23 protein-coding genes are annotated in these 24,454 nt (G+C 58.0%); 11 read left to right on the top strand and 12 right to left on the bottom strand.

Annotation, left to right across the window (positions count from 1 at the left end):
- Window positions 1–184: 184 nt before the first annotated feature.
- Together Q9R34_RS06055 and Q9R34_RS06050 are read left to right on the top strand one after the other, a co-directional pair.
- Window positions 185–2,389: a TonB-dependent receptor gene (locus Q9R34_RS06055; RefSeq protein WP_485892785.1), complete on the top strand. Its 2,205-nt coding sequence runs from the start codon at window positions 185–187 to the stop codon at window positions 2,387–2,389.
- A 315-nt stretch (window positions 2,390–2,704) separates the two neighbouring features.
- The gene (locus tag Q9R34_RS06050; protein ID WP_187143625.1) at window positions 2,705–2,878 is read left to right on the top strand and encodes a hypothetical protein; all 174 of its coding nucleotides are present in this window, start codon (window positions 2,705–2,707) and stop codon (window positions 2,876–2,878) included.
- On the opposite strand, the gene Q9R34_RS06045 is transcribed toward Q9R34_RS06050, so the two are convergent.
- The gene (locus tag Q9R34_RS06045) at window positions 2,866–4,023 is read right to left on the bottom strand and encodes a glycoside hydrolase family 1 protein (RefSeq protein WP_485892784.1); all 1,158 of its coding nucleotides are present in this window, start codon (window positions 4,021–4,023) and stop codon (window positions 2,866–2,868) included. The genes Q9R34_RS06050 and Q9R34_RS06045 overlap by 13 nt on opposite strands.
- A 148-nt stretch (window positions 4,024–4,171) precedes the next feature.
- Here Q9R34_RS06045 and Q9R34_RS06040 point away from each other — a divergent pair, with 148 nt between their 5' ends.
- Window positions 4,172–5,632 (top strand): phospholipase D-like domain-containing protein, encoded by a 1,461-nt coding sequence (locus Q9R34_RS06040; protein ID WP_485892783.1) that lies wholly within the window; start codon window positions 4,172–4,174, stop codon window positions 5,630–5,632.
- Window positions 5,633–5,678: 46 nt separating this feature from the next.
- Here the strand turns inward: Q9R34_RS06040 and mdoC are convergent, their stop codons facing one another.
- Window positions 5,679–6,803: a glucans biosynthesis protein MdoC gene (mdoC, locus tag Q9R34_RS06035; protein ID WP_485892782.1), complete on the bottom strand. Its 1,125-nt coding sequence runs from the start codon at window positions 6,801–6,803 to the stop codon at window positions 5,679–5,681.
- Window positions 6,804–7,072: 269 nt separating this feature from the next.
- Here mdoC and Q9R34_RS06030 point away from each other — a divergent pair, with 269 nt between their 5' ends.
- The 3 genes from Q9R34_RS06030 to Q9R34_RS06020 all read left to right on the top strand — a co-directional run bounded on the left by Q9R34_RS06030 (window position 7,073) and on the right by Q9R34_RS06020 (window position 11,542).
- Window positions 7,073–8,611 (top strand): glucan biosynthesis protein G, encoded by a 1,539-nt coding sequence (locus Q9R34_RS06030; protein ID WP_485892853.1) that lies wholly within the window; start codon window positions 7,073–7,075, stop codon window positions 8,609–8,611.
- Complete coding sequence (gene mdoH, locus Q9R34_RS06025; RefSeq protein WP_434124623.1) at window positions 8,604–11,159, top strand: glucans biosynthesis glucosyltransferase MdoH; 2,556 nt, start codon at window positions 8,604–8,606, stop codon at window positions 11,157–11,159. The genes Q9R34_RS06030 and mdoH overlap by 8 nt, the downstream gene beginning before the upstream one ends.
- Window positions 11,160–11,326: 167 nt before the next feature.
- Window positions 11,327–11,542 carry a YceK/YidQ family lipoprotein gene (locus Q9R34_RS06020; protein WP_434124685.1) on the top strand — a complete coding sequence of 72 codons (216 nt, stop codon included), beginning with the start codon at window positions 11,327–11,329 and terminating at the stop codon, window positions 11,540–11,542.
- Here Q9R34_RS06020 and Q9R34_RS06015 read toward each other — a convergent pair whose 3' ends face one another.
- The 3 genes from Q9R34_RS06015 to Q9R34_RS06005 all read right to left on the bottom strand — a co-directional run bounded on the left by Q9R34_RS06015 (window position 11,543) and on the right by Q9R34_RS06005 (window position 13,805).
- Window positions 11,543–11,941, bottom strand: coding sequence for a MysB family protein (locus tag Q9R34_RS06015; protein ID WP_485892781.1), 399 nt, complete (start codon window positions 11,939–11,941; stop codon window positions 11,543–11,545).
- 111 nt (window positions 11,942–12,052) lie between these two features.
- Window positions 12,053–12,319: a hypothetical protein gene (locus Q9R34_RS06010; protein WP_434124625.1), complete on the bottom strand. Its 267-nt coding sequence runs from the start codon at window positions 12,317–12,319 to the stop codon at window positions 12,053–12,055.
- A gap of 562 nt (window positions 12,320–12,881) precedes the next feature.
- Window positions 12,882–13,805 (bottom strand): Kdo(2)-lipid IV(A) acyltransferase, encoded by a 924-nt coding sequence (locus Q9R34_RS06005; RefSeq protein WP_434124626.1) that lies wholly within the window; start codon window positions 13,803–13,805, stop codon window positions 12,882–12,884.
- A gap of 241 nt (window positions 13,806–14,046) precedes the next feature.
- On the opposite strand from Q9R34_RS06005, the gene trhO reads away from it, so the two are divergent.
- Complete coding sequence (trhO, locus tag Q9R34_RS06000) at window positions 14,047–15,096, top strand: oxygen-dependent tRNA uridine(34) hydroxylase TrhO (protein ID WP_485892779.1); 1,050 nt, start codon at window positions 14,047–14,049, stop codon at window positions 15,094–15,096.
- Window positions 15,097–15,136: 40 nt separating this feature from the next.
- Here the strand turns inward: trhO and solA are convergent, their stop codons facing one another.
- The 7 genes from solA to grxB all read right to left on the bottom strand — a co-directional run bounded on the left by solA (window position 15,137) and on the right by grxB (window position 20,198).
- Window positions 15,137–16,255 carry an N-methyl-L-tryptophan oxidase gene (solA, locus tag Q9R34_RS05995; RefSeq protein WP_485892778.1) on the bottom strand — a complete coding sequence of 373 codons (1,119 nt, stop codon included), beginning with the start codon at window positions 16,253–16,255 and terminating at the stop codon, window positions 15,137–15,139.
- Window positions 16,256–16,352: 97 nt separating this feature from the next.
- Entirely contained in the window at window positions 16,353–16,610 is a 258-nt protein-coding gene (gene bssS / locus Q9R34_RS05990) for a biofilm formation regulator BssS (protein ID WP_033751022.1), read from the bottom strand.
- Between the two features lie 222 nt (window positions 16,611–16,832).
- The gene (locus Q9R34_RS05985) at window positions 16,833–17,102 is read right to left on the bottom strand and encodes a hypothetical protein (RefSeq protein ID WP_485892776.1); all 270 of its coding nucleotides are present in this window, start codon (window positions 17,100–17,102) and stop codon (window positions 16,833–16,835) included.
- 145 nt (window positions 17,103–17,247) lie between these two features.
- Window positions 17,248–17,493 carry a DNA damage-inducible protein I gene (gene dinI / locus Q9R34_RS05980; protein WP_485892775.1) on the bottom strand — a complete coding sequence of 82 codons (246 nt, stop codon included), beginning with the start codon at window positions 17,491–17,493 and terminating at the stop codon, window positions 17,248–17,250.
- Between the two features lie 68 nt (window positions 17,494–17,561).
- Entirely contained in the window at window positions 17,562–18,608 is a 1,047-nt protein-coding gene (gene pyrC, locus Q9R34_RS05975; RefSeq protein WP_485892774.1) for a dihydroorotase, read from the bottom strand.
- A 269-nt stretch (window positions 18,609–18,877) separates the two neighbouring features.
- A complete protein-coding gene (locus Q9R34_RS05970; RefSeq protein WP_485892773.1) occupies window positions 18,878–19,441 on the bottom strand; it encodes a lipoprotein in 564 nt (187 codons plus the stop codon).
- A 109-nt stretch (window positions 19,442–19,550) separates the two neighbouring features.
- Window positions 19,551–20,198, bottom strand: a complete 648-nt coding sequence (grxB, locus tag Q9R34_RS05965) for a glutaredoxin 2 (protein WP_485892771.1) — start codon at window positions 20,196–20,198, stop codon at window positions 19,551–19,553.
- 242 nt (window positions 20,199–20,440) lie between these two features.
- Between grxB and rimJ the strand changes: the two genes are divergently transcribed.
- From rimJ to murJ, 4 genes are all read left to right on the top strand, one after another.
- Window positions 20,441–21,031: a ribosomal protein S5-alanine N-acetyltransferase gene (gene rimJ, locus Q9R34_RS05960; protein ID WP_485892770.1), complete on the top strand. Its 591-nt coding sequence runs from the start codon at window positions 20,441–20,443 to the stop codon at window positions 21,029–21,031.
- 13 nt (window positions 21,032–21,044) lie between these two features.
- The gene (locus Q9R34_RS05955; protein WP_485892769.1) at window positions 21,045–21,674 is read left to right on the top strand and encodes a YceH family protein; all 630 of its coding nucleotides are present in this window, start codon (window positions 21,045–21,047) and stop codon (window positions 21,672–21,674) included.
- Between the two features lies 1 nt (window position 21,675).
- The gene (locus Q9R34_RS05950; RefSeq protein WP_485892768.1) at window positions 21,676–22,596 is read left to right on the top strand and encodes a Gfo/Idh/MocA family protein; all 921 of its coding nucleotides are present in this window, start codon (window positions 21,676–21,678) and stop codon (window positions 22,594–22,596) included.
- A gap of 120 nt (window positions 22,597–22,716) precedes the next feature.
- Window positions 22,717–24,255 carry a murein biosynthesis integral membrane protein MurJ gene (gene murJ / locus Q9R34_RS05945; RefSeq protein WP_485892767.1) on the top strand — a complete coding sequence of 513 codons (1,539 nt, stop codon included), beginning with the start codon at window positions 22,717–22,719 and terminating at the stop codon, window positions 24,253–24,255.
- Window positions 24,256–24,454 lie beyond the last annotated feature (199 nt).

Raw genomic sequence — 24,454 nt, 5'->3', positions numbered from 1 at the left:
CGGACGGCGGCGAGAGCCGCCGCCTTTTTCCGCCGCCTGCTTTCAAAAAAACTGTCCGTATCAAATCGTTAGGCAAAGACCCCCATTTTCCCGTCAATATTCGCTTGCAAAAGAAGCAAGGCTGCGCATAATCGCAAACCGTAATAATAATGATTATCAGTAACCTTAACATTAGGGCTCGACTATGCGCCGTTCGCTTTCTTCTCCCGGATTTAAACCGACGCTGCTCGCTCTGCTGGTCAGCGCCGGTTGTTTGCCAGTGATGGCTGCTACCACCAGTGATACCGCTTCAACCCTCGACAACAGCGGGCAGACGCTGACCGTCACCGCTGCGCCGCAGAGCGATTTCAAGCCTGGCGGCGACCAGCTGGTGCCCGCTTATCTTGAAGGGCAGGTCGCGCACGGCGGCCGTCTCGGCATGCTTGGCGAGCAAAACGCCATGGACGTGCCGTTTAACATCATCGGCTTTACCTCAAAGATGATTCAGGATCAGCAGGCGAAAACCATCGCCGCCGTGGTGAAAAACGACGCGGGCGTACAGAGTGTGAAAGGCTACGGCAACTTTGCTGAAAGCTATCGCATTCGCGGCTTTGAGCTTGATGGCGATGACATGACCTTCGGTGGGTTGCCTGGCGTGGTGCCGCGTCAGGTGATGGATGCCTCGCTGGTGGAGCGCGTGGAGATTTTCAAAGGCGCGAACAGCTTGCTTAACGGCGCGGCCAGCTCTGGCGTGGGCGGCCTGATCAATCTGGAACCGAAGCATGCAGAGGATCTGCCGCTGACCCGCGTCGGCGTCGATTACACCTCTGACTCCCAGATCGGCTCCAGTATCGATACCGGCCGCCGTTTTGGCGATAACAGCCAGTTCGGCGTGCGCCTGAACGCTGTCCACCGCGAAGGCGAAACCGGCGTGGACGGCGAGAAGAAAAGAACCACGGCGGTCTCCGTCGGCCTGGACTATCGCGGCGATCGTCTGCGCACCTCGCTGGATGTCGGCTACCAGGAAAAAACGTTCCATAACGGCCTGCAGGGCGTCAACATCACCGGCATCGATGTGATTCCTGCCGTGCCGTCAAACTCCCATAACTACAGCCAGAAATGGGTTTACAGCGATATGGCGTCCGAGTTCGGTATCGCGAAAGCTGAGTATGACCTGACTGATAACTGGACCGCCTATGCCGGACTGGGGGCGCAGCACGCCCATGAAACCGGCAACTACGGCACGCCGAAATTAACGAACAGCGACGGCGACGCGACTATCAGCACCTTCAACACCAACCGCATTCAGGACAATATGAGCGGTATGGCTGGCGTGCGAGGGGATTTCACCACCGGTTTTGTCACCCATAAGGTCAACGTCGGCTACTCTGCGCTCACCACCAACGCGAAAAACGCCTACAACATGTCGCTGACCGGGAGCGAGACCAATATTTACCACACCCGTGACATAGACGCGCCTGAGGCCAACTTTGCCGGCGGTAAATTCTCCGATCCGCTAACCACCGCCCGTTCACGCACGCAAGGTTATCTGCTGAGCGACACGCTGGGCTTCTTTGACGACAGGGTGTTGCTCACACTGGGTGCGCGCCATCAAAAAGTGGTGGTGCGCAACTACAACTACAATACCGGCGCCGAAGATACCTCATCGCGCTACACCAACAGCCGCTGGATGCCGACCTATGGCCTGGTCTATAAGCCCTGGCAGACTATTTCACTCTATGCGAACCACACCGAAGCGCTGCAGCCGGGCGAAGTGGCGCCAAATAACAGCACGGTAACCAATCCAGGCGCCATTACCGGTATCGCGCACTCCAGACAAAATGAAGTCGGCGTCAAGGCTGATTTCGGCCGCGTCGGCGGCTCGCTGTCGCTGTTCGATATCCGCAAGCCCTCTGGCATTATCAACGCTTCCGGCGCCTTTGCGATGGACGGCGAAGAGCGCCACCGCGGCATGGAGACCAATATTTTCGGCGAGCCTGTGCTGGGTCTGCGACTCAATGCCAGCGCCACCTGGCTTAATCCCGAAATGGAAAAAACGGAAAATGGCACCTATGACGGCAAGCAGGCGATCGGCGTACCGCGCTATAACTATGCGCTGGGCGCCGAGTATGACATCAAGCCGCTGGAAGGGCTGACGGCGACCGCCTTGCTAAACCATTCCGGTTCGCAGTGGGCCGACTCCGCCAATACCAAAAAGATTGACAGCTATACCACGCTCGATGTGGGGATGCGCTACCGCATGAAGCTCAACGAGAATGATATGGTCTGGCGCGTGGCGGTTGAAAACGTGACCAATGAAAAATATTGGGCTAACGTCGACAGCACCGGGACTTATCTGACGCAAGGCGACGGCCGCACGCTGAAAGTGGGCGTCAGCTACGACTTCTGATCCGTTAATGGGACGCGCCTCGCGTCCCGCTTTTTTTGGTCCAGGAAAAAACTAGCGGGCGGCCCAGTTTCTATTACACTGGTCGCCGCCGTAAGCCTGCGGCAATCTACCGATTCCCGTTGAGTATCTATGCTTCCACTGTCGCCGCACGATCCACAAGATGAGCCTCTTCGCCAGACAATGGACGATGCGCACTTCGCCATCGTGGTGCTTGCGGTGACCTCTGTTACGCTTATAATCTTCGTCCTGTTGGTGACGCTCTGGATGAGTTAAAAAGAGTATCGTAAGCGGCAGGGAGGTTCAGAAGGAGAAAGTATGGAATCGCGAGATGACAAACTGATCGCCATTATTGGTTTGCTGGCCGCCTGCTTAATCGGCGTGGTATTTCTCTTTGCAATGACCTGGCTCACCGATGTCCGTCATCCTGCCGATCCGTCGCTTGAAGTCCAGAGCTGCACGCCGAAAAAACCGCCCGTTCACCCCTCCTGAAATCGCGTCTGAAATTTGATCTGCTGACTGCGCAACACCAGCGCCAGGCCCTCATGCAGCGTGCGGTTGCCGTTGGGATCGCCCAGCCCGAACAGCGCGCCTGGCGAACGCCGATCGTCCGCCCAGGCGGGATATTCCACCACCGGATAGAGGGAGATGCCCTCCAGACCCACTCCCTGGTCGAGCGCCAGCATGACCTCTTCGCTGATATGCTGCAGCCAGGTGGCGCGCGCCTCGCCTTCTGCGCCCGTTTCCGCCAGCAGCAGTGGACGCTGGTAGCGCTGCCAGCACTGCGCCAGCAGGCGATGCAGCGGCTGGCACAGCGGATGGGTCGCCGGCATCGGCTCGCCGGGAAAGAACCAGTGATTGTCGGGATAGTAGTTGAGTCCGAGGATATCAAGGCAATCCTCGCTGCCGCCGAGCTCGCTGTCGATGCGGCCCGCCAGCATATCCCAGGCCTCAAACTGCGCCTGATGCTGCACGTCGGCGTAGGGTTTGCTGTCGGGGTTATGAGGATCGCTGGCGATCTGCACCAGCGGATCGGTGAGGACGAAGCGCGCGTCGGGATAGACCTCGCGGATCGCATGGATCGCTGCCAGCGAGGCGCGCACCAGCTGACGCTTCAGCTCTCTGCCGCGGTTGGCGACGTGGGGATTGAACCAGGCGACGTCGGCACCGGCCCATGACCAGAATGAAATCTGGTTAATCGGCGTGAAAAAGGGACGCTCAATGCCCTCATCGCGCATCACCTGCGCCATGGCGCGGGCGAAACGGGCGAAATGCTCGATAAACGACGCCTTCCAGATATTCAGATGATCGGGATAGCCGAAGTGCGCCAGCTCCCAGATAATCTCCATCTCGTGGCGTCTGGCCGCCTGCACCATCGGCAGAAAGCTGCTCCAGTCGTAGCGGTCCGGCTCTTTCTCAATCAGATACCAGCGCGCGCCATCGCGCGCCGTATGCAGACGCTGCGCCGCCAGCGCGGCGTAATCTTTATCCAGCAGCATATCGTGGCCGCTGCTGATCACCATGTCCAGCCGCTTGCCTGCGGTGCGGCAGGCGGTAGAGCAGGGGAAGCTGCCCTGAAAAAAACTCTTAAACAGCCGGGGGTGATGGCGCTGAAGCAGGGATGAATCTGACGTCATGGTCCGCTCCTGTAACTGGCCGGTCGTGATAGTCTGGCTAAGTCTAGCTGAAAAAACGGCGCTGTCTGGCGGCTCTCAGACTGCGCGTATAGCCATATCCGGCGAAGCGTTAAATAATAAGAGCGTGTCGATTATTCAGGGAACCCCAATGACCGAAGCGTTAAATCTGCTGGCTGAGCGGCCGGACGTCAGCTGGCTTGAGGAGATTATCGGCCCGCGCAGTGCACGCCACCCCGGCCTGAGCGGCATCCATCCGCTGGCAGACGGGCTCGACGCGTTCGCGGCCCGCTATCTGCTGATGGGCAAAGCGGAGCGCACGCTGGATGTGCAGTATTACATCTGGCAGAACGATATGTCGGGACGCCTGCTGTTCAGCGCGCTGCTGGAGGCGGCCGGACGCGGCGTGAAGGTGCGGCTGCTGCTGGACGACAACAACACGCCGGGCCTGGACGATACGCTGGCGCGTCTCGATCGTCACCCCAATATCACGGTGAAGCTGTTTAATCCATTCTCATTCCGCACCCTGCGCGCGCTGGGCTATCTCTCCGATTTCGCCCGTCTTAATCGCCGCATGCACAACAAGAGCTTCACCGTGGACGGCGTGGCAACCATTGTCGGGGGACGCAACGTCGGCGATGAATATTTCGCCACCGGCAGCGAACCGCTGTTCGCCGACCTCGACGTGCTGGCGATCGGCCCGGTGGTAAACGAGGTTTCGGAAGATTTCGAGCGCTACTGGCAGAGCAAACCGGTGGCACCGTTAAAGAGCGTGCTGGATGAGAGCGAGCATCAGGACGGCACGGTGGCGCTGCCGCCCGACTGGCGTGACAGCGAGTCGGTGCAGCGCTATCTGGCGCGGCTGGAGAGCTCACACTTCGTCAGCCAGCTGGAGCAGGGCACGCTGAGCATGACCTGGGCGCACGCACGTCTGCTGAGCGACGATCCGCGTAAAGGGCTGGGCCGGGCGAAGCGCAGGAACCTGCTGCCGCAGCGCATGCTGGAGGTGATCGGCGTGCCGCAGCGGCAGTTCGATATTATCTCCGCCTATTTCGTGCCTACGCGCGCGGGCGTCGCCCAGTTGCTGGCACTGAAACGGCGCGGCGTGAAAATCGCGATTCTGACCAACTCCCTCGCCGCCAACGATGTGTCGGTGGTGCATGCGGGCTACGCCAAATGGCGTAAAAAGCTGCTGCGGCGCGGCATTGAGCTCTATGAGCTGAAGCCGCAGTCGGGCGTGCCCGACGCGCCGCACGACCGCGGTCTCACCGGTAACTCCGGCTCCAGCCTGCATGCCAAAACCTTTACCGTCGATCAGGAGACGCTGTTTATCGGCTCATTCAACTTCGATCCCCGCTCGGCGGTGCTGAACACCGAAATGGGGCTGGTCATTGAGAGCGAAGCGCTGGCGCGGCAGACCCATCAGCGCTTCAGCGCCGCGATGCGCGATCGCGCCTGGACGCTGCGGCTCGACAAATGGGGGCGGGTCAACTGGGTAGAGTATGCGGGAGAAGCACAGGAGATAGTGCATAAGCATGAGCCGCGCTGCACCTGGGTGCAGCGCCTGCTGGTACGGCTGGTGTGGCGTCTGCCGATCGAATGGCTGCTGTAGGCGTCGACCGCGCGGACGACAGGGCGTCCGGCGGTCGGTCGTTCCGCTATTTCTTTTGCGGCTTGCCGGAAAACAGAAAGCGCAGCAGCGGGATGCGCAGGTGGATTTCGTAGAGCAGAAACGCCACGCCGAACACCATCGCCAGCCCGACAAAGAAGCCAAGCGTGTTGTTGCCGATGCGCGGCGTGATAAATATGCCGTAGAGCAGCGTCAAAGGATGGTGCACCAGGTAGATAAACAGCGAGGCGTTCACCAGATACATAATGCGCGGCGAGTGGGCATTAAGCATGCGGTGGCCGAAGCTGAAGCAGACGTTGAGCATGCAGAGCCCCATCAGCGCGGTAATCAACGCATCAAGCTCATAGAGCCAGCCGTCGCCGCTGCTGTAGCGCTGATTAAGGCTATAGGCGATAAAAACCAGAATCGCGCCAAAGCACATCACCGGGTTAAAGCGCACGAACAGCTGCTTCAGAGCCGGGTGCTTCCACGCCAGCGCGCCCAGCATAAAGAAGGGCAAAAACAGCAGCGTCTGCATCACCATAATGCTGAACAGGCCATCCATCAGCAGGGCGGGGAAAAAGGTAAAGATTGCGCGGCGGAAAATGTCCCACAGTAGCGCATAGCCCAGGATCCCCAGCGTCACCTTGCCCCAGCCGATGCGGCTGTAATCGGTATGCCGATGCTGACGGCGCAGCCAGTTAAAGGTCAGCATGCCCAGCGCGGTGAGGATCACCAGCACTACCAGGAACCAGAGGTGCGAAATCAGCTCCCACATCAGGTTATTGAACTTGCCATAGCGCGTCAGCTGATCCCAGTTGCCCATCTTATCCGACAGCGCGCGCAGCATAAAAAACTGCGGCAGAGTAATCAGCGGCACGGCGGTCAGCAGTGGAATGCCGACGCGCTCCATGCGCACTTTCAGCCAGCGCTTTGCGTCGTAGCGCAGGTAGAGCATGTAGGAGAAGTAGCCTGAGATAACGAAAAAGACCTGCATGCGGAAGGCGTGAATAAAATCGTTCAGCACTGTCAGCCAGAGCGACGCTTCCTGACTATTGACGGCCCATTTTTGAGTGGAATAGATGAGGGAAACGTGAAACGGCACCCCCAGTAACATCAAATACGCCCGAATCGAATCGAGGAAATATTCACGTTCAGGTTTTACTGTACCCATAAAGTTCCAGTTTGTTAGTACGTTTCGGCCAGTTTCCCCCTGAAACTGGTTTATGCCGCAGGGAAATTCTACCCGCTGTAAACAGCGTATACTATCAGTTGATTCTGGAACGTTTAATTGTCCTAAAAGCAGGCGTAGTCCTGACGAAACCCTGGAACATTCTTTTGGATATGCTGTCGGAAAAGCGAATAATCCTTTAAGATAAATGGGTTTGTACTTAGCACACGAAAGGGGGGGATGTGCTGATTAATGTAGAAAAAAAAGGCGGACTGATGAAGATGCGCTGGCTTGGCGCGGCAGTTTTGCTGGCGTTGTACGCCAATAATAGCTGGGCGTTTAACCTTGATGATGTCGCAAAAGAAGCCAAAACGCTGGCAGGGAAAAGTTTTGAGGCGCCTAAGAGCAATTTACCCTCTCAGTTTCGTGAAATGAAATTTGCTGACTATCAGCAGATCCAGTTTAACCACGATAAAGCGTACTGGGGCAAACTGCGTACGCCGTTCAAGCTTGAGTTTTACCACCAGGGCATGTATTTCGACACGCCGGTAAAAATCAACGAAGTGGCGGCCAACGCGGTGCGCGAAATCAAATACAGCCCTGACTATTTCAACTTCGGCAACGTCAAGCACGATGCCGACTCGGTGAAAAATTTAGGGTTCGCCGGTTTTAAAGTGCTTTATCCGCTTAACTCGCGCGATAAAAAAGATGATGAAATCGCCAGCTTCCTGGGCGCAAGCTACTTCCGCGTTATCGGTGCCGATCAGGTTTATGGCCTGTCGGCTCGAGGCCTGGCCATCGACACGGCGCTGCCGTCTGGAGAAGAGTTCCCGCGCTTTAAGGAGTTCTGGATCCAGCGTCCTAAGCCGCAGGATAAGCAGCTGGTGATCTATGCGCTGCTCGATTCGCCGCGCGCAACAGGCGCCTATCGCTTTACCGTCCATCCGGGCAAAGAAACCACCGTTGACGTTCAGTCGAAAGTCTATCTGCGCGATAAAGTCGGCAAGCTTGGCGTTGCGCCGCTGACCAGTATGTTCCTGTTTGGCGCCAACCAGCCTTCGCCAGTGATGAACTTCCGTCCAGAGCTGCATGACTCCGACGGTCTGTCGATTCACAGCGGCAACGGCGAATGGATCTGGCGACCGCTCAATAATCCGCGCCATCTGGCGGTGAGCACCTACACCATCGAAAGCCCGAAAGGCTTCGGCTTGCTGCAGCGCAGCCGCGACTTCAACCGCTATCAGGATCTCGACGATCGTTACGATATGCGTCCGAGCGGCTGGGTTGAACCGCTGGGCGACTGGGGTAAAGGCCGCGTCGAGCTGGTGGAGATCCCGACCGCGGATGAAACCAACGACAATATCGTCGCCTTCTGGACACCGGAGAATCTGCCGGATCCGGGCAAAGAGATGAGCTTCAACTACCGCCTGCACTTTACGCGCGACGAGAGCCAGCTTCACTCCGACGATATCGCCTGGGTGAAAAACACGCTGCGATCGGCGGGTGACGTGAAGCAGTCAAATCTGGTGCGTCAGCCGGACGGGTCTGTCGCCTTCACCATCGACTTCGTTGGGAAAGCGATGAGCGAGATGCCCGCTAACAGCCAGGTCGCGCCGCAAGTCAGCGTGGGCGAGAACGGCGAAGTGGTTGAGCAGAGCGTGCGCTATAATCCGGTCACCAAAGGCTGGCGTCTGGTGCTGCGTCTGCGCGTCAAAGATAACAAACAGCCTACCGAAATGCGCGCCGCGCTGGTTAGCGGCGACAAGACATTGACGGAAACCTGGAGCTATCAGTTACCTGCCAATGAATAATCCGACATTTATTCCTAAAAACTACGTGGAAGCCCTGCCGCTGGATGCGGCAGGGAAGGCCCGGTTAAGCGCCTCGCTGCAGCACGCCGAGGCGTTTCACTTCATTCACGATACGCTTGGCCAGGATGTAGCCGCCAGCGATCGTCCTGACGATGCGCCGCTCAAGTCGGTCTCGGCCCGCGTCAAAATGGCGTGGCCGGACTCGCTGGCCGACGGCGAGCAGTTCGGCAAAGATTATCTCGACCGCACCACGCTGAAGGCGATGCCGAAGGTTAAGCGCTCGCTGATGTTCCCGGAAGCCTGGCGGACCAACCCGCTGGTGCGCGCCTGGCGTTCGCTGCGCGGCGAAAAGCTGACGCACCGCTACGCCACGGCGGAAGAGCAGCGCGCCGAGGAAAAATGGCGTCATGTCGGCTCGATTCGCCGCTATGTGCTGCTGATCCTGACCCTGTTCCAGACCGTCATCGCCACCTGGTACATGAAAACCATCCTGCCTTACCAGGGCTGGACGCTGCTCGACCCAATGGAGATGCTGAATCAGAACTGGCAGCAGTCGGTGATGCAGATCCTGCCCTACGTGCTGCAGACCGGTATTCTGTTCCTGTTTGCCATTCTGTTCTGCTGGGTATCGGCCGGCTTCTGGACCGCGCTGATGGGCTTCCTGCAGCTGCTGATCGGTCGCGACAAGTACAGCATCTCCTACTCAACGGTAGGCGATGAGCCGCTTAATCCTGAACATCGCACCGCGCTGATTATGCCGATCTGTAACGAGGACGTAGAGCGCGTCTTCGCGGGCCTGCGCGCCACCTGGGAATCGGTCGCGCGCACCGGCAACGCAGAGCATTTCGACGTCTACGTGCTGAGCGACAGCTACGATCCCGATATCGCCATCGCGGAGCAGAAGGCCTGGATGGAGCTGGTGCGCGATGTGGGCGGGGCTGGCAAGATCTTTTACCGCCGTCGCCGCCGCCGCGTGAAGCGTAAGAGCGGCAACATCGACGACTTCTGCCGTCGCTGGGGCAGCAACTACAGCTACATGGTGGTGCTGGACGCAGACAGCGTGATGAGCGGTGAATGTCTTACCGGCCTGGTGCGCATGATGGAAGCGAACCCCAACGCCGGGATCATCCAGTCGTCGCCGAAGGCGTCGGGCATGGATACGCTCTATGCGCGCTGCCAGCAGTTCGCCACGCGCGTTTACGGTCCGCTCTTTACCGCCGGTCTGCACTTCTGGCAGCTTGGCGAGTCGCACTACTGGGGGCATAACGCCATTATCCGCGTGAAGCCCTTTATCGAGCACTGCGCGCTGGCACCGCTGCCGGGCGAGGGCTCATTCGCCGGCTCGATCCTGTCGCACGACTTCGTTGAGGCCGCGCTGATGCGCCGCGCCGGCTGGGGCGTGTGGATCGCCTATGACCTGCCGGGCTCCTATGAGGAGCTGCCGCCGAACCTGCTGGACGAGCTGAAGCGCGACCGTCGCTGGTGTCACGGCAACCTGATGAACTTCCGCCTGTTCCTGGTGAAAGGGATGCACCCGGTGCACCGCGCGGTGTTCCTGACCGGCGTCATGTCCTATCTCTCGGCGCCGCTCTGGTTTATGTTCCTGGCGCTCTCCACCGCGCTGCAGGTGGTGCATACGCTAATGGAGCCGCAATACTTCCTGCAGCCGAGGCAGCTCTTCCCGGTCTGGCCGCAGTGGCGTCCTGAGCTGGCGATCGCGCTCTTCTCGACGACGCTGGTGCTGCTGTTCCTGCCGAAGCTGCTCAGCGTGGTGCTAATCTGGTTCAAAGGCGCGAAACCTTACGGCGGCGCGTTCCGGCTCTTTATCTCGCTGCTGCTGGAGATGCTCTTCTCCGTGCTGCTGGCGCCGGTGCGCATGCTGTTCCATACCGTGTTCGTGGTCAGCGCCTTCCTGGGCTGGGAAGTGGTGTGGAACTCGCCGCAGCGCGACGATGACGCCACGCCGTGGGGCGAAGCTTTCCGTCGTCACGGATCGCAGATGCTGCTCGGCATCGTCTGGGCGGTAGGCATGGGCGTGCTGGATCTCAACTTCCTCTGGTGGCTGGCGCCGATCGTCTTCTCGCTGATCCTGTCGCCGTTTGTGTCGGTGATGTCGAGCCGCGCGACGGTCGGGCTGAAGAGCAAGCGCGCGAAGCTGTTCCTGATCCCGGAAGAGTATGCGCCGCCGAAAGAGCTGGTGGACACCGATCGCTACCTGCAGATCAACCGCGAGCGCGCTCTGAAGCACGGCTTTATGCATGCGCTGTTCCATCCGGCGTTTAACGCGCTGGCGACCGCGCTGGCGACCTCACGTCACCGACAGAGTCAGCTGCTCGATTATGCGCGCGACCGCCGCGTCGATCAGGCGCTGAGCGAGGCGCCCGAGAAGCTGAACCGCGAACAGCGTCTGCAGCTGATTAGCGATCCGGTGGTGCTGGCACGCGTTCACTCACGCCTGTGGGAGAACGGCGACAAGTATCATCAGTGGGTTGAGAGCTATCAGAAGCTGGCGCTTAATCCGCTGGCGCTACCGCCTCAGGCGGGTTAATATTCGCCAACCTAAAGCGGCAGCGATGCCGCTTTTTTTATGCGCGCGATTTAACGCTACTATTACGCTTTGACAGCGTAATAAGGCGACAGCCTACCTGCGCCATTGTCTACACTAGCCGCTAACTGAAATGAGTATCGCGAGTGAAAAGTTTGCTGAAAACGGTGATGGTCGCGCTGATGGCGCTGATATTAAGCGGATGCGGCAGTATTATTAGCCGCGCTGTGCCTGGACAGGGACACGGCAATCAATACTATCCCGGCGTGCAGTGGGATGTGCGTGATCGCCCATGGCGCGTGCTGACTATTCTCGATCTGCCGCTGTCGCTGGTGGTGGACACCATGCTGCTGCCGGTTGATGCCCACCACGGGCCCTATGAGTAATCAGAGCAGGCGATCGGACTCGCTGTTGTCATCTTCCCACTCCTGCGCCGCCGCTTCGCCCTCTTCGCTGTCGATTGGCGGCTCAAGCTGAAACTCGCCCTCGTCCCATTCGTGCAGCGTATTTTCGGCTAACCACTCCTGGCGCAGCTCAACTTCGTCGAAATCGCCGTCAAATATCGCCTGCGCTGCCTCGCCGCTGCGGACAGGCAGACATTCGCCGCTTTCGCCTTCATCTTCAAAGAACTCTGCCTGCCACATAATATCGCCATCCTGCATCACATATTTCTGCAGGCCAAACTGACTGATGCTGACATCCTCTTCTTCAGTGTCGGGATGATCGGCGAGAAACTCTTCACGCGCAGCCTCGATGGCTTCTTCTAAGGTGCTGAACATGCTCATTACTCTTCTCCTTGCCTGATTAACGGGATGTCAGAGAAGGATAGACGAAATTTTTCAGGGGAAAGTATGAAAAAGAGACGGCGGGCGAGAAAGTCCTCCCGCCGTCATCGATCAGAGTGACTTTTGCGGGAAGTGCAGCACCGGTCGCACCGTTTCGCGCATAACGGGCGCCGCATAGCGAATACAGCATTTAATACAGGGTTTGACTTTTTTAAAATTAATTCGCGCAATAGATAATGCCTGATTTAAATTATATAACGTGCCGATAAAAACGACGTCTTCTTTATCCGGCATACGTTTACACTCTTTGCGGTGTAAATAATGGTAATTATCCTGATCGGTACTGATTGTCACGTAGTAATAGATGCCTTTATTCATTTTTATGTTCCTGCTAGAGATTTGCTGTGTGTAATCTTTTTATATTTTTTGAAAGGCAGTTAAATAATTAACTGTCACGAGGGAAATTACCGATATGTTTCTAATTGTTCAAATTCCATAAAAGTATAAGGCGAAGATATAATCAGCATAATGATTATATGCAAGAGGTCTAATCAGACAATACCTTGTAAAATAAGTTAATTTTACTGGATACATAAGCTAAGGCAAAGAATAGCTTGCGAATAAATAAGAAAAGACCTGGAGTGAATGACAATCAGATCCAAATAAGATAAATCGCAATCATTAATTTCTCAGCTGCTTACAGGCTATATTAACGGGTAAAGCCCACTTTTGGCCACAATTAATTTAGCACGGGTGAACAATAAAAATCAGGGACTGAATTATTATCCCTTTCCTTTTAGTTTTGAATGGCTCTTATGGGAAAGGATGAAATGAATTTTCATTATGAAACAACGGGTTGTGTTGGTTGGGGCGAAATTTTAAGCGTAAGCAAAAATGATGCTTAAGGTCGGCGGACGACAGCGCGTCCGCCGGAAGGAGATCAGTAGCGAGAAGGCTCGCCCTCAGGACGGGTCTTAAAGCGACGGTGCAGCCACATATATTGCTCCGGTGCCAGTAAGACGCCATCTTCCACCACTTTGTTCATCTGCGCAGCGGTGGCGACATCGCTGTCGAGCGGGATCTGCTGGCTAACGTCAGGCAGAATAAGCATCTGATAGCCGCGGCCGTGCGGCAGGCGGCGCGGGACGAAGGGAATGACGTGCGGCTTGCCGCTGCGGATCAGCAGATAGGTGCCGACGGTCGTAGCGGCTTTTTCCACCGCAAAGAAAGGTACAAACACGCTGCTGCGCGGGCCGTAATCATGATCGGGTGCGTACCAGATAATATCGCCATTTTTCAGCGCGCGGATCATGCCTTTCAGATCCTTACGGTCGAGCATACCTTTATTAGAGCGCATCCGGCCCCAGGTCTGCAGCCAGTCAAGCAGCTTATTGTCATTGGGGCGATAGACGCCGATGCCAGGGTTATAGATGCCAAAAATACGCGCGCCCAGTTCCAGCGTCAGGAAATGCATACCGATGAGCAGCACGCCGCGCTGCTCATCTTTTGCTTTCTGGATATGCTCAAGGCCGGAGACATCGAACCACTTCTTGATGCGCCAGTCGGGCCAGAACCAGGCCATGCCGGTTTCAATCAGCCCCATGCCTACCGACTCAAAGTTATGCTTTACCATCGCTTCACGTTCGCTGGTCGGCATATCGGGAAAGCAGAGCTCCAGATTGCGTCGGGCGATGGCGACGCGGCGTTGCAGAAAGCGCATTGCGATGCGTCCGAGCCCGCAGCCCAGCACATAGAGCAGCGGATAGGGCAGCAGCACCAGCAGATAAAGAAAGGCAATGCCCAGCCAGGTGAGCCAGTAACGGGGATGGAGGAGTGCTCGGGAAAATTGCGGCAGTTGAGTCATATGAAAAAGCTTATCCTGCGTCATGCGCCTGATGGCGCCAATATCTCGTTGATTTTCCCCTATTGTGCCAGCTTTTCTTCTGCGCTGAAATAAATGCAGGGCGATTGCGCATACCTCCAGTTGAAAAGAAGCGCGCCTGAACGGGTGAATAAAAAGCAATCCAGATCAATTCTCTTTGCATCCTGGCCCATTGCTGTATCATGTGCCGCGCAATTTTTTATCCCAGACAGGAACGAACACCATGCCAGTGTTACATAACCTTGTTAACAATAAAGAGCTGAAGGCGCGCATGCTGGCGGAAACCGAACCGCGCACGACCGTCTCGTTCTACAAATATTTTCACATCGCCGATCCCAAAGCCTTTCGCGACGCCCTCTATCTTGGCCTGACCGAACTCAAGGTCTTTGGCCGCGTCTACGTGGCCAAAGAGGGGATCAACGCGCAGATCAGCGTCCCCGCCAGCCTCTATGAGAAGATGAAAGACTATCTGTATGGCTTCGATCCGGCGCTGAACAATCTGCGCATGAATATCGCGCTCGACGACGACGGCAAATCTTTCTGGGTGCTGCGCCTGAAGGTGCGTGACCGCATCGTAGCGGACGGTATTGAAGATGAGAGCTTCGACGCCAGTGACGTCGGCACCTACCTGAAAGCGGCAGAAGTCAACGCAATGCTGGACGATCCCGACGCGGTATTCGTCGATATGCGCAACCACTACGAATATGAAGTGGGCCGTTTCGATAATGCGATGGAGATCCCGGCTGACACCTTCCGCGATCAGCTGCCGATGGCGGTTGAGATGCTGCAGGAGCAGAAAGATAAAAAAATCGTGATGTACTGCACCGGCGGCATTCGCTGCGAGAAGGCGAGCGCCTGGATGCGTCATAACGGTTTCGACGATGTTTACCATATCGAAGGCGGCATAATCGAATATGCGCGTCGCGCGCGCGAGCAGGGCCTGCCGGTGCGCTTCAAGGGTAAGAATTTTGTCTTCGATGAGCGCATGGGCGAGCGCATCTCCGACGATGTGCTGTCGCAGTGCCATCAGTGCGGTGCGCCATGCGATACGCACACCAACTGCGTCAACGACGGCTGCCATCTGCTGTTTATTCAGTGCCCGAGCTGCGCCGAGAAGTTCCACAACTGCTGCAGCCCGCTCTGTATGGAAGAGGCACAGCTGTCGCCGGAAGAGCAGCGCGCGCGCCGCGCCGGTCGTGAAAACGGCAATAAAATCTTCAATAAGTCGCGCGGCCGGCTGACCATGGCAATCCCGATGCCGGAGAAAGAGTAACCGCCTGAGCCTGACGCGCATGCGTCAGGCTTTTTATCGCTTAGCGGGTGAAGCGAGCGAGTGAGAAGGGCGTGAGATCAAACGAAAAGGGTTTATCGAGCGCGAACTCTGTCGCCAGCTCCCCCAGCACGCTGGCGAACTTGAATCCATGTCCGCTCAGGCCAGTGATAATCAGCCGATTCGGCTCGTCCGGCAGGGTATCGATAATAAAGTCTTCATCCGGGCTGATGTCGTAGCTGCAGGCTTCGCCGTGCAGACAGACCCCGACGCCAGGCAGGAATTTACGCAGAAACGCAAAGGCGTCGCTGCCATCTTCCGCAAAACTCCCGAAGGGTTTGCGGTCCTCCGGCTGGCGCATTGGCTGGCCACCGTCGTGACGTCCCACTTTCAGCGCGTTGTTATCCGCCGGAAAGCCGTAAAAGTGGCTGCCGTTCTCCATCTCTACCGTAAAGCCCGGAAACTTATTGTTTTCGCTATAGCGGCCATCGGCCTGATACCAGGCGAACACTTTACGCGTCGGCTTGATCGGTAAGTCTGGCACCAGCTTGCCAACCCAGGTACCGGCACTGATCAGCATCTTGCGCGCGCGGAAGGTGCCGTCTGCCGTGACCACCTGCTGCAGATCGCCGTCGCGGCCAATCTGCGACACGCCACAATTAAACAGCTGCGCGCAGCCCGCCTTCTCGGCGAGGGCGATCCAGCTGCGCACCGCCTGCTCGCACTTCAGGTAGCCCGACTGCGGTTCGAACACGCCGATATAGCCATCCGGCACGCTGATCTGCGGCCAGCGCTGGCGCACCTCCTCCGCCTGCAGCAGCTCTATCTCCAGCTGCCAGGCCTGCGCGCTGTCGATGATGTTGCGGATAAATTCAGAGTGTTGGGGCGCAAGGTTAATAATGCCGCTGCGGTGCATGATGCGTTCGCCAGCCTGCTGTTCCAGCTCGTCCCAGAGCGCCTGCGCGCGCAGTACCAGCGGAACATAGCGTTCGCCCTCGCCGTAGGCGTGACGGATCAGCCGCGTTTCGCCATGATGCGCGCCCTGGGTATGCGGCGGATGGCTGGAATCGATCATCAACACCGACAGGCCCGCCTGGGTGGCGTAAAAACCCGCGGCGGCGCCAACGGACCCGCTGCCCACCACAATCAGATCATAAATCATTGAAGGATAACTCCTGAAAGCCGTAACACGCCCAGCAGCATACCAGAATCAGAAATGAAAAAGGCACCCCTGAGGGTGCCTGTTTATCTGGCGGAGACTAATGTTTGGACTGGTAACGCTCCATTTGCTCGGCCGATTCGATCTTGGCAATGCCAGCTTCAAGAATAGAAATAAATTGTCTTGCCACGTCTGTTGTCAGCCAGTAGGTCGGTCCGACGTCTGCTTCTTCTTCTTTTTGATCCTGCGAGGAGAGCGAATGCAAACGGATCATCATAGCGTCGTAGCTGTCTACGGTACTGATATCCCAGCCCACCAGCGGGTGAGTTTGAATAACGTCTTTATGATTACTGTCCATTATAACCTCCTTATTACTCGTTAAACGAAGTGCATGATGAGGTTCAATGCGGCTTTTTTATCCGATAGCGAGACAATTATAACAGAAAAAGCGTTCTATCCGATTAAAATGTGCGGAGAACAAAAAGTGAGCGAAATATTCGGCGTTAAAAAAACGATTAAAAAAAATAAAATGCCTGACGCATCAGGCAGTTTTTTAACGCGCTCGCGCAGCAGTAAAAAATCAGGCCAGTGGGTCCGCCGGCTGTACGCTGTGAGGCTTTTGCAGCGTCAGTGCGAGGCGAGAAAAGTGTTGCTGCAGCGGTTCGTCGTGATTCTGATTTTGTGCCTCAAGCGTCAGATGATGCACCAGCAGCTGAGCGGCGCGCTCGTCGAGGCAGAGGGTCAGGCTGGAGAAGGCGCTTTCCAGCACCGTCAGGCGACGTTGCTGATCGGCAATTAGCGCCAGCAGTTCACCGAAGGTCATGGCCTCTTCCGGGTTGTCTGTCATCATTTCATCTCACCTCCTGTTAAGCATAACGAGCGCAAGAATAGGCGATTGATCGATCAGAGTCTAGATGCAGGAAAAAGTTATGGCGAGGGGAGAGAGCGATAAAAAAGCCGGATGGCGACACCCGGCAAAAACTGCGCAGTGGCGGTTAATCGGTAATGAACCAGTCGTCAGCGCTTTCCCAGGTTTCCTGTAAAATATCGCTGATTCGATCGCGCGTCTCTTTACCGCCGCCCAGCACGCTGAGCTGGTTCGCGGTGGCATAGCGCACCTTGACATGGTTCTGGGCGTCGGGAAATTCTTCATCGATACGGCGGGAAAGTTCTGCCGTCAGCGCTTCCATTGCGCCGGACGGAAGCGGGGACGTTTTCGCAACGGTAATTTCAACACGCATAGCAGCCTCCGGATTAGATGCTGTATATATTTACAGTATATCCCGGCCGGAGGCAAGCGAAAGCGCAATCAGTTTTTCACGCGCCAGTTCAGGGTTTCGCCGGCGAGGAAGGGCACCAGCGCGTGCTCGCCCATGCTGATGCTCTCTTCAACTTTCCAGGGTTCGCGCACCAGCGTCACGCTCCCTTCATTCAGCGGCAGGCCGTAAAAGCGCGGGCCGTTCTCCGAGCAGAACGCTTCCAGGTGCGCCAGGGCGTCCAGCTCTTCGAAAACGGTAGCGTAGGCGGGCAGCGACGTCGGCGCGTTGAAAACGCCCGCGCAGCCGCAGCTCGCCTCTTTAAGATGGCGCAGATGCGGCGCAGTGTCGGTGCCGAGGAAGAAGCGCGGATGGCCGCTGGCAACCACTCTGCGCAGCGCCTCCTGATGGACGTTGCGCTTGAGGATCGGCAGGCAGTAGAGGTGCGGGCGCACGCCGCCAACCAGCATATGGTTGCGGTTGAACATCAGGTGCTGCGGCGTAATAGTGGCGCCCAGCTTGTCATTGCCCGCCTCGACGTACTGCGCGGCTTCGCGCGTCGTGATGTGCTCAAAGACGATTTTGAGTTCCGGATAGGTTTTGCGCAGCGGCTCCATGACGCTGTCGATAAAGCGCGCCTCACGGTCGAAAATATCGATGTCGGCGTGGGTGACTTCGCCATGAATCAGCAGCGGCATGCCGATCTTCTGCATCCGCTCCAGCACGCTGCTGATGGCGGCGATATGGGTGACGCCGTGGCTGGAGTTGGTGGTGGCATGCGCCGGGTAGAGTTTCGCGGCGGTAAACACGCCCGCATTGAAGCCCTGTTCAATCTCATTGGGATCGAGCGAGTCGGTAAGGTAGCAGGTCATCAGCGGGGTGAAGCGATGTTCCGCGGGCAGCGCGGCCAGGATGCGGTCGCGGTAGGCGACGGCGGCAGCGACGCTGGTGACCGGTGGTACCAGGTTGGGCATCACGATGGCACGTCCGTTAACCGCGCTGGTATAGGGCAGGATTGTATTCAGCATCGCGTCGTCGCGCAGGTGAATATGCCAGTCGTCAGGGCGGCGGATAGTAAGTTGCTGAGGGTGTGCAGTCATCAGTGAAGCTCCGGCTAGTCAGGAAACGTAGAGGCGCGTTTTGGCCGGGTACAAAGCATAAGGTGTCGGGCAACCGTTTGCACTTCTTTTCTTGCAGGGAGGGGGAAAAGAACAGCGGGCACGGCGCCAGACCGCAGATGAGCTTACAGCGCGGGTGACATGGACCGAAGAGCAAAGCGTCCCGCGCAAGGGACTGCGCGGGACGAGCCGCCAGGGATGGCGCTTTTGCGTCTTTGCGATCGGGCCATGTCACCCACGCCTGCACCTTGTCACTGCGTAAACGGAATCACCAGCTGTCCAGGTTCGACCTTGAGCCCTTTAGCAAATTTCTTCGCCAGCGCTTCGCCCTTGCTGCGATCGACGCTCAAGACATAGGCAGGCTTCTGATTAAAATAGCTTTTCAGCGACTGATTCAGATAGGGCGTCAGGCTTTTCATCACCGCGGCCATTTTTTCCGGCTGCACCTGCGCGTCGACGATCTCCAGATCGCGCAGATAGATGGCGCCTTGCTGCGCGTCGAATACCGGCTGCGCCTTCATCTTCAGCTGCATATCCGCTTCCTGCGGGCCAAACAGCGAACTGACGTTGATTTTCGCCCTGCCGGTCAGCGTGACGCGGTCCGGCTCCTCGCGGCCAATCTGGCTGCTGAGGTCGGTCAGCAGAATATGGGCGTTCACCAGGCCAGCGACACCGATATCTTTTTCATAATTGTTGTGCTTCGCCAGCGCCTGATTCACTTCCTGCTCGCTGATGGTGTACTGCGTCAGCTGATTGCAGCCGCTAACCAGCACGGCGAAAAACAGGGCCGTCAGCCCCAGAAATGCCTTTTTCATTTTGTCCTCATCCAGTTGATGCTCATGCAGCGCCTAGGGTGCCTGAATGCAGATGAGGTGTCATTAAAAAGGCGATGAGAAACGCCAGCGCGCCTCTCATCAAACCGGATCAGAGGGCGATAGAGGAGAGCAGGTTGACCTGCGTCTGCTTCGCCATGTTGTCGCGATAGTCGGCCACGCGGCTCGGCCAGTCGATGCCGGCTACCAGCGTCAGCGAACGCAGCAGCGGAAAGAGGTGGATATCATCTTCCGACAGCTCGCCGTTGACCGCGTTGGGTTTGACAATCAGCTTGTCGAGCTGGCGCAGATCGTCGCTGACCTTTTTGATCAGGCCCGGCGCATGGCTCTTAAGCTCGGCGAAATCGCCGATCGCCGCCTCTTTCTTCTGGCGGAAATAGTCACGCGCCTCTGGCGTGGCGAATTCGGCGAAGGCGGCGTCCGCGATGCGCGGCAGCAGCAGCTTATTAACGTAGCCGTTGACGCTGCGCAGCCAGTCGCCGATTGCCGGATTGATTTTGCCGTTCAGCAGCGGCTCCCGGTCGCTTTTATCAATAAAGCGCACAATATCGAGGCTTTCCGGCATTGCGCTGCCGTCATCTTTTTGCAGAATGGGCGCGACCTTCTGGCCCACCAGCTTTTTCGGCGTCGCTTCGTCATCATTAAGCATCACGATAAGCTCTACCGGCAGGTTTTTCAGGCCGAAAATCATGCGCGCTTTGACGCAAAAGGGGCAGTGGTCGTAGATGTAGAGTTTCATCCCGGTCTCCTTATGATAGTCAGGGCGACGGGCGTCACCCTGATTGAGGGCGTGTCGGAAGTATGGAAGAGATTCCGGGCGAGGGCAAACCCATGCCGCGAGCGGGCCGGGATTTGCAAAATAAAATCAACGCGTTTCATACTGGTTGTTAACGAATATTTTACCGCAGCAGGGGCGGCGGTTATAGTGAAAGCTATGTTGTTAGCGCCGCTTTCCTTAAGCCTCAGATTTCAGGAGTCATGATGTTTGGCTATCGTTCTGCCGCGCCCAGGGTGCGATTAACCACCGATCGCCTGGTGGTGCGTCTGGTTCACGAGCGCGACGCCTGGCGACTGGCGGATTACTACGCCGAAAACCGCGCCTTCTTAAAACCCTGGGAGCCGGTGCGCGACGAGAGCCACTGTTATCCCTCGGGCTGGCAGGCGCGCCTGGGCCTGATCGCCGATATGCAGAAAAGCGGCTCCGCCTACTATTTCATTCTGATGGATCCCGACGAGTCTGAAGTGCGCGGCGTCGCCAACTTCAGCAACGTGCTGCGCGGCTCCTTCCACGCCTGCTACCTCGGCTATTCGCTGGGCGAAAAGTGGCAAGGACAGGGGCTGATGTTTGAAGCGCTGCAGGCCGCCATTCGCTATATGCAACGCCAGCAGAATATCCACCGCATTATGGCGAACTACATGCCGCATAATCAGCGCAGCGGTGCGCTGCTGGCGCGCCTCGGCTTTGAAAAAGAGGGTTATGCGAAAGACTATCTGTTAATCGACGGCCGCTGGCAGGATCACGTGTTGACCGCGCTGACCCGTCAGGAGTGGACGCCGGATCGGCGCGGCTAATAAGGAGATCGGAATGAAAATGGCGCTTTCGCCGCTGGCGTTGCGTGTTTTGGGTTGCCTGCTGGAGAAGCAAGTCACCACGCCGGAGCAGTATCCGCTATCGCTGAATGCGGTGGTGATCGCCTGCAACCAGAAGTCGAACCGCGAGCCGGTGATGAACCTGACCGAAAGCGACGTGCAGGAGGAGCTCGATCGGCTGACGAAAAAGCATCTGGCGACGGCCAACAGCGGCTTCGGGCAGCGTGTGGCGAAGTATGAGCAGCGCTTCTGCAATTCGACCTTCGGCAACCTGCAGCTCAGCAGCGCCGAGGTGGCGATTCTGACGCTGCTGTTCCTGCGCGGCGCGCAAACGCCGGGCGAGCTGCGCACGCGCAGCGGCAGACTGCACGAGTTTGCCGACGTTGAGGAAGTGGAAAGCGTGCTGGCTGGCCTGACCGAGCGCGAGATGGTGACGCGCCTGCCGCGCGAGCCGGGCAAACGCGAAAGCCGCTACCTGCATCTGTTTGGCGACGATCAGGCCGTCAGCCAGGCGCAAACGCCGCTGGACGATAACAGCGATCTCAGCGCGCGCGTCGCCGTGCTGGAGCAGTCGGTCGCCGCGTTACAGGCGCTGGTGCAGACGCTGCTGCATAAAGGAGGCTGAGATGACGCTGCGAATTGGCGTGGTTGGACTGGGTTCGATTGCGCAGAAAGCCTGGCTGCCGGTGCTGGGACAGGCGGAAAGCTGGACGCTGGTCGGCGGCTTCTCGCCGAATCAGCAGAAGGCGCAGAGGGTGTGCGACAGCTACCGTATGGCCTGTTTCTCCTCGCTGAACGCGCTGGCGGACGCCTGCGACGCGGTGTTCGTTCACACCAGCACCGCTACCCACTACGAGGTTGTCAAAGCGCTGCTGCTGGCGGGAAAAGATGTGCTGGTGGATAAGCCGCTGGCCGATAATTTCAGCCAGGCCGAGGCGCTGGTGGCGCTGGCGGAAAAGCGCGGACGCAAGCTGATGGTGGGCTTTAACCGCCGCTTTGCGCCGCGCTATCAGCAGCTGCGGCTGGCGATGCCGCAGGCCGCCAGCCTGCGCGTGGAGAAACACCGCAGCGACAGCGTGGGGCCGCACGATCTGCGCTTTACGCTGCTCGATGACTATCTGCACGTGGTGGATACCGCGCTCTGGCTGGCGGGCGATCGCGCCGTCCAGCGTCATGGCTACATCCACACCAACGAGCAGGGCGAAATGCTCTATGCCGAGCACCACTTCACCGCCGGCGCCGTGCAGATCGCCACCAGCATGCATCGCCGCGCGGGCAGCCAGCGCGAGCGCGTAAGCCTGGTCGGCGACGGCCGCTGCATCGACGTGCTGGAGATGCGCGACTGGCAGGAGGAGCGCGGCGACGGCGTGCGCAGCGATCCGCCGCCCGGCTGGCAAAGCCATCTGACCCAGCGCGGCTTTAGCGGCGCGGCGCACCATTTTATCCAGTGCGTGCAAAATCAGACGATGCCTGAAACAGGCGGCGAACAGGCGCTGCTGGCGCAGCGCGTGGTGGAAAAGATGTGGCGCGAGGCGAAGAAGGAATAACGCCTTGTAACACTCCGCGCTGGTCATTTCCCGCCGTGGCAGTAGACTATCGCCGGGCGCCGCTGGGCGCCCGCGCTAAGTAGCTCATTTTGCCGACTCTTTTCAGGACGCGCGCCAATTATGAATCTGTTGAAATCGCTGGCAGCGGTCAGTTCCATGACCCTGTTTTCCCGCGTATTGGGTTTTGCCCGTGACGCCATTGTGGCGCGGGTGTTCGGTGCCGGGATGGCCACCGACGCCTTTTTCGTCGCCTTTAAGCTGCCGAACCTGCTGCGGCGTATTTTCGCCGAAGGCGCTTTTTCGCAGGCGTTCGTGCCGATCCTCGCCGAGTATAAAAGCAAGCAGGGCGAAGAGGCGACGCGGCTCTTTATCGCCTACGTCTCTGGCCTGCTGACGCTGGCGCTGGCGCTGGTGACTCTCGCTGGGATGGTCGCTGCGCCCTGGGTGATTCTGGTTACCGCGCCCGGCTTTGCCGATACCGCCGATAAGTTTGCACTCACCAGCGCGCTGCTGCGGGTCACTTTTCCCTATATTTTGCTGATTTCGCTGGCTTCACTGGCGGGCGCGATCCTCAATACCTGGAACCGCTTTTCCGTTCCCGCCTTCGCGCCGACGCTGCTGAACATCAGCATGATCGGCTTTGCGCTTTTTGCCGCGCCGCATTTCCATCCGCCGGTGATGGCGCTGGCGTGGGCGGTAGTGGCAGGCGGCATGCTGCAGCTTTTCTACCAACTGCCGCACCTGAAGAAGATCGGCATGCTGGTGCTGCCGCGCATTAACCTGAAGGATGCGGGCGTCTGGCGCGTGATGCGTCAGATGGGGCCGGCGATCCTCGGCGTTTCCGTCAGCCAGATTTCGCTGATTATCAATACTATCTTCGCCTCGTTTCTCGTCTCCGGCTCGGTCTCCTGGATGTATTACGCCGATCGCCTGATGGAGTTTCCGTCGGGCGTACTGGGCGTGGCGCTCGGCACCATTTTGCTGCCGTCGCTGGCGAAAAGCTTTTCCAGCGGCAATCACGATGAATATTCCCGCCTGATGGACTGGGGCCTGCGCCTCTGCTTTTTACTGGCGCTGCCGAGCGCGGTGGCGCTGGGCATTCTCTCCGGTCCGCTCACCGTCGCGCTGTTTCAGTACGGCAAGTTCACCGCCTTCGACGCCCTGATGACGCAGCGCGCGCTGATCGCCTATTCGGTGGGCCTGATGGGGCTGATCGTGGTGAAGGTGCTGGCGCCGGGTTTCTACTCGCGTCAGGACATCAAAACGCCGGTGAAGATCGCCATGATTACCCTGGTGATGACGCAGCTTATGAACCTGGCCTTTATCGGCCCGCTGAAGCATGCCGGTCTGTCGCTCTCAATTGGGCTGGCGGCCTGTCTTAACGCCGCGCTGCTCTACTGGCAGCTGCGTAAGAAAAAGATTTTTCAGCCGCAGCCGGGCTGGACGAGTTTCCTTCTGCGTCTGGTGATTGCGGTCATCGTGATGGCGGCGGCGCTGGTGGGCATTCTTTATGTGATGCCGGCGTGGGAAGAGGGCGCGATGGTCTGGCGTCTGCTGCGTCTGGCGGCGGTCTGCGCGGTGGGCGGCGGCGCCTACTTCCTGACGCTGGGGCTGCTCGGCTTCCGGCTGCGCGACTATGCGCGCCGGGCGCACGCGTAAAACAGCAAAATCCCGCTTTCTGGCGTTATGCTTGCCAGTTAAGGCCGCTATTTTTTAAAATAGCGGCCTTTCTCATAGTCCTTTTCTAACAGCGCACACGGAAGCTGGCAGGCAGGCTGGTGCCGCTCAGGTTTGGCATTTCGCAGCGCTGAACAGAGTGAGTCTGCCAGGAGAGCCCGCAGGGATGCGGGCGAAAGGT

It is taken from the genome of Enterobacter sp. BRE11, from assembly GCF_031844285.1.
Classification (GTDB): Bacteria; Pseudomonadota; Gammaproteobacteria; order Enterobacterales; family Enterobacteriaceae; genus Pantoea.
This window is presented reverse-complemented; position numbering and strand designations above follow the sequence as displayed.

What these genes read in the sequence shown, in the direction of transcription:
- Q9R34_RS06055 (WP_485892785.1), top strand. Translation starts at nt 185, where the DNA reads ATGCGCCGTTCGCTTTCTTCTCCCGGATTTAAACCGACGCTGCTCGCT.
- Q9R34_RS06050 (WP_187143625.1), top strand. Translation starts at nt 2,705, where the DNA reads ATGGAATCGCGAGATGACAAACTGATCGCCATTATTGGTTTGCTGGCC.
- Q9R34_RS06045 (WP_485892784.1), bottom strand. Translation starts at nt 4,023, where the DNA reads ATGACGTCAGATTCATCCCTGCTTCAGCGCCATCACCCCCGGCTGTTT.
- Q9R34_RS06040 (WP_485892783.1), top strand. Translation starts at nt 4,172, where the DNA reads ATGACCGAAGCGTTAAATCTGCTGGCTGAGCGGCCGGACGTCAGCTGG.
- mdoC (WP_485892782.1), bottom strand. Translation starts at nt 6,803, where the DNA reads ATGGGTACAGTAAAACCTGAACGTGAATATTTCCTCGATTCGATTCGG.
- mdoH (WP_434124623.1), top strand. Translation starts at nt 8,604, where the DNA reads ATGAATAATCCGACATTTATTCCTAAAAACTACGTGGAAGCCCTGCCG.
- Q9R34_RS06020 (WP_434124685.1), top strand. Translation starts at nt 11,327, where the DNA reads ATGGTCGCGCTGATGGCGCTGATATTAAGCGGATGCGGCAGTATTATT.
- Q9R34_RS06015 (WP_485892781.1), bottom strand. Translation starts at nt 11,941, where the DNA reads ATGAGCATGTTCAGCACCTTAGAAGAAGCCATCGAGGCTGCGCGTGAA.
- Q9R34_RS06010 (WP_434124625.1), bottom strand. Translation starts at nt 12,319, where the DNA reads ATGAATAAAGGCATCTATTACTACGTGACAATCAGTACCGATCAGGAT.
- Q9R34_RS06005 (WP_434124626.1), bottom strand. Translation starts at nt 13,805, where the DNA reads ATGACTCAACTGCCGCAATTTTCCCGAGCACTCCTCCATCCCCGTTAC.
- trhO (WP_485892779.1), top strand. Translation starts at nt 14,047, where the DNA reads ATGCCAGTGTTACATAACCTTGTTAACAATAAAGAGCTGAAGGCGCGC.
- solA (WP_485892778.1), bottom strand. Translation starts at nt 16,255, where the DNA reads ATGATTTATGATCTGATTGTGGTGGGCAGCGGGTCCGTTGGCGCCGCC.
- bssS (WP_033751022.1), bottom strand. Translation starts at nt 16,610, where the DNA reads ATGGACAGTAATCATAAAGACGTTATTCAAACTCACCCGCTGGTGGGC.
- Q9R34_RS05985 (WP_485892776.1), bottom strand. Translation starts at nt 17,102, where the DNA reads ATGATGACAGACAACCCGGAAGAGGCCATGACCTTCGGTGAACTGCTG.
- dinI (WP_485892775.1), bottom strand. Translation starts at nt 17,493, where the DNA reads ATGCGTGTTGAAATTACCGTTGCGAAAACGTCCCCGCTTCCGTCCGGC.
- pyrC (WP_485892774.1), bottom strand. Translation starts at nt 18,608, where the DNA reads ATGACTGCACACCCTCAGCAACTTACTATCCGCCGCCCTGACGACTGG.
- Q9R34_RS05970 (WP_485892773.1), bottom strand. Translation starts at nt 19,441, where the DNA reads ATGAAAAAGGCATTTCTGGGGCTGACGGCCCTGTTTTTCGCCGTGCTG.
- grxB (WP_485892771.1), bottom strand. Translation starts at nt 20,198, where the DNA reads ATGAAACTCTACATCTACGACCACTGCCCCTTTTGCGTCAAAGCGCGC.
- rimJ (WP_485892770.1), top strand. Translation starts at nt 20,441, where the DNA reads ATGTTTGGCTATCGTTCTGCCGCGCCCAGGGTGCGATTAACCACCGAT.
- Q9R34_RS05955 (WP_485892769.1), top strand. Translation starts at nt 21,045, where the DNA reads ATGAAAATGGCGCTTTCGCCGCTGGCGTTGCGTGTTTTGGGTTGCCTG.
- Q9R34_RS05950 (WP_485892768.1), top strand. Translation starts at nt 21,676, where the DNA reads ATGACGCTGCGAATTGGCGTGGTTGGACTGGGTTCGATTGCGCAGAAA.
- murJ (WP_485892767.1), top strand. Translation starts at nt 22,717, where the DNA reads ATGAATCTGTTGAAATCGCTGGCAGCGGTCAGTTCCATGACCCTGTTT.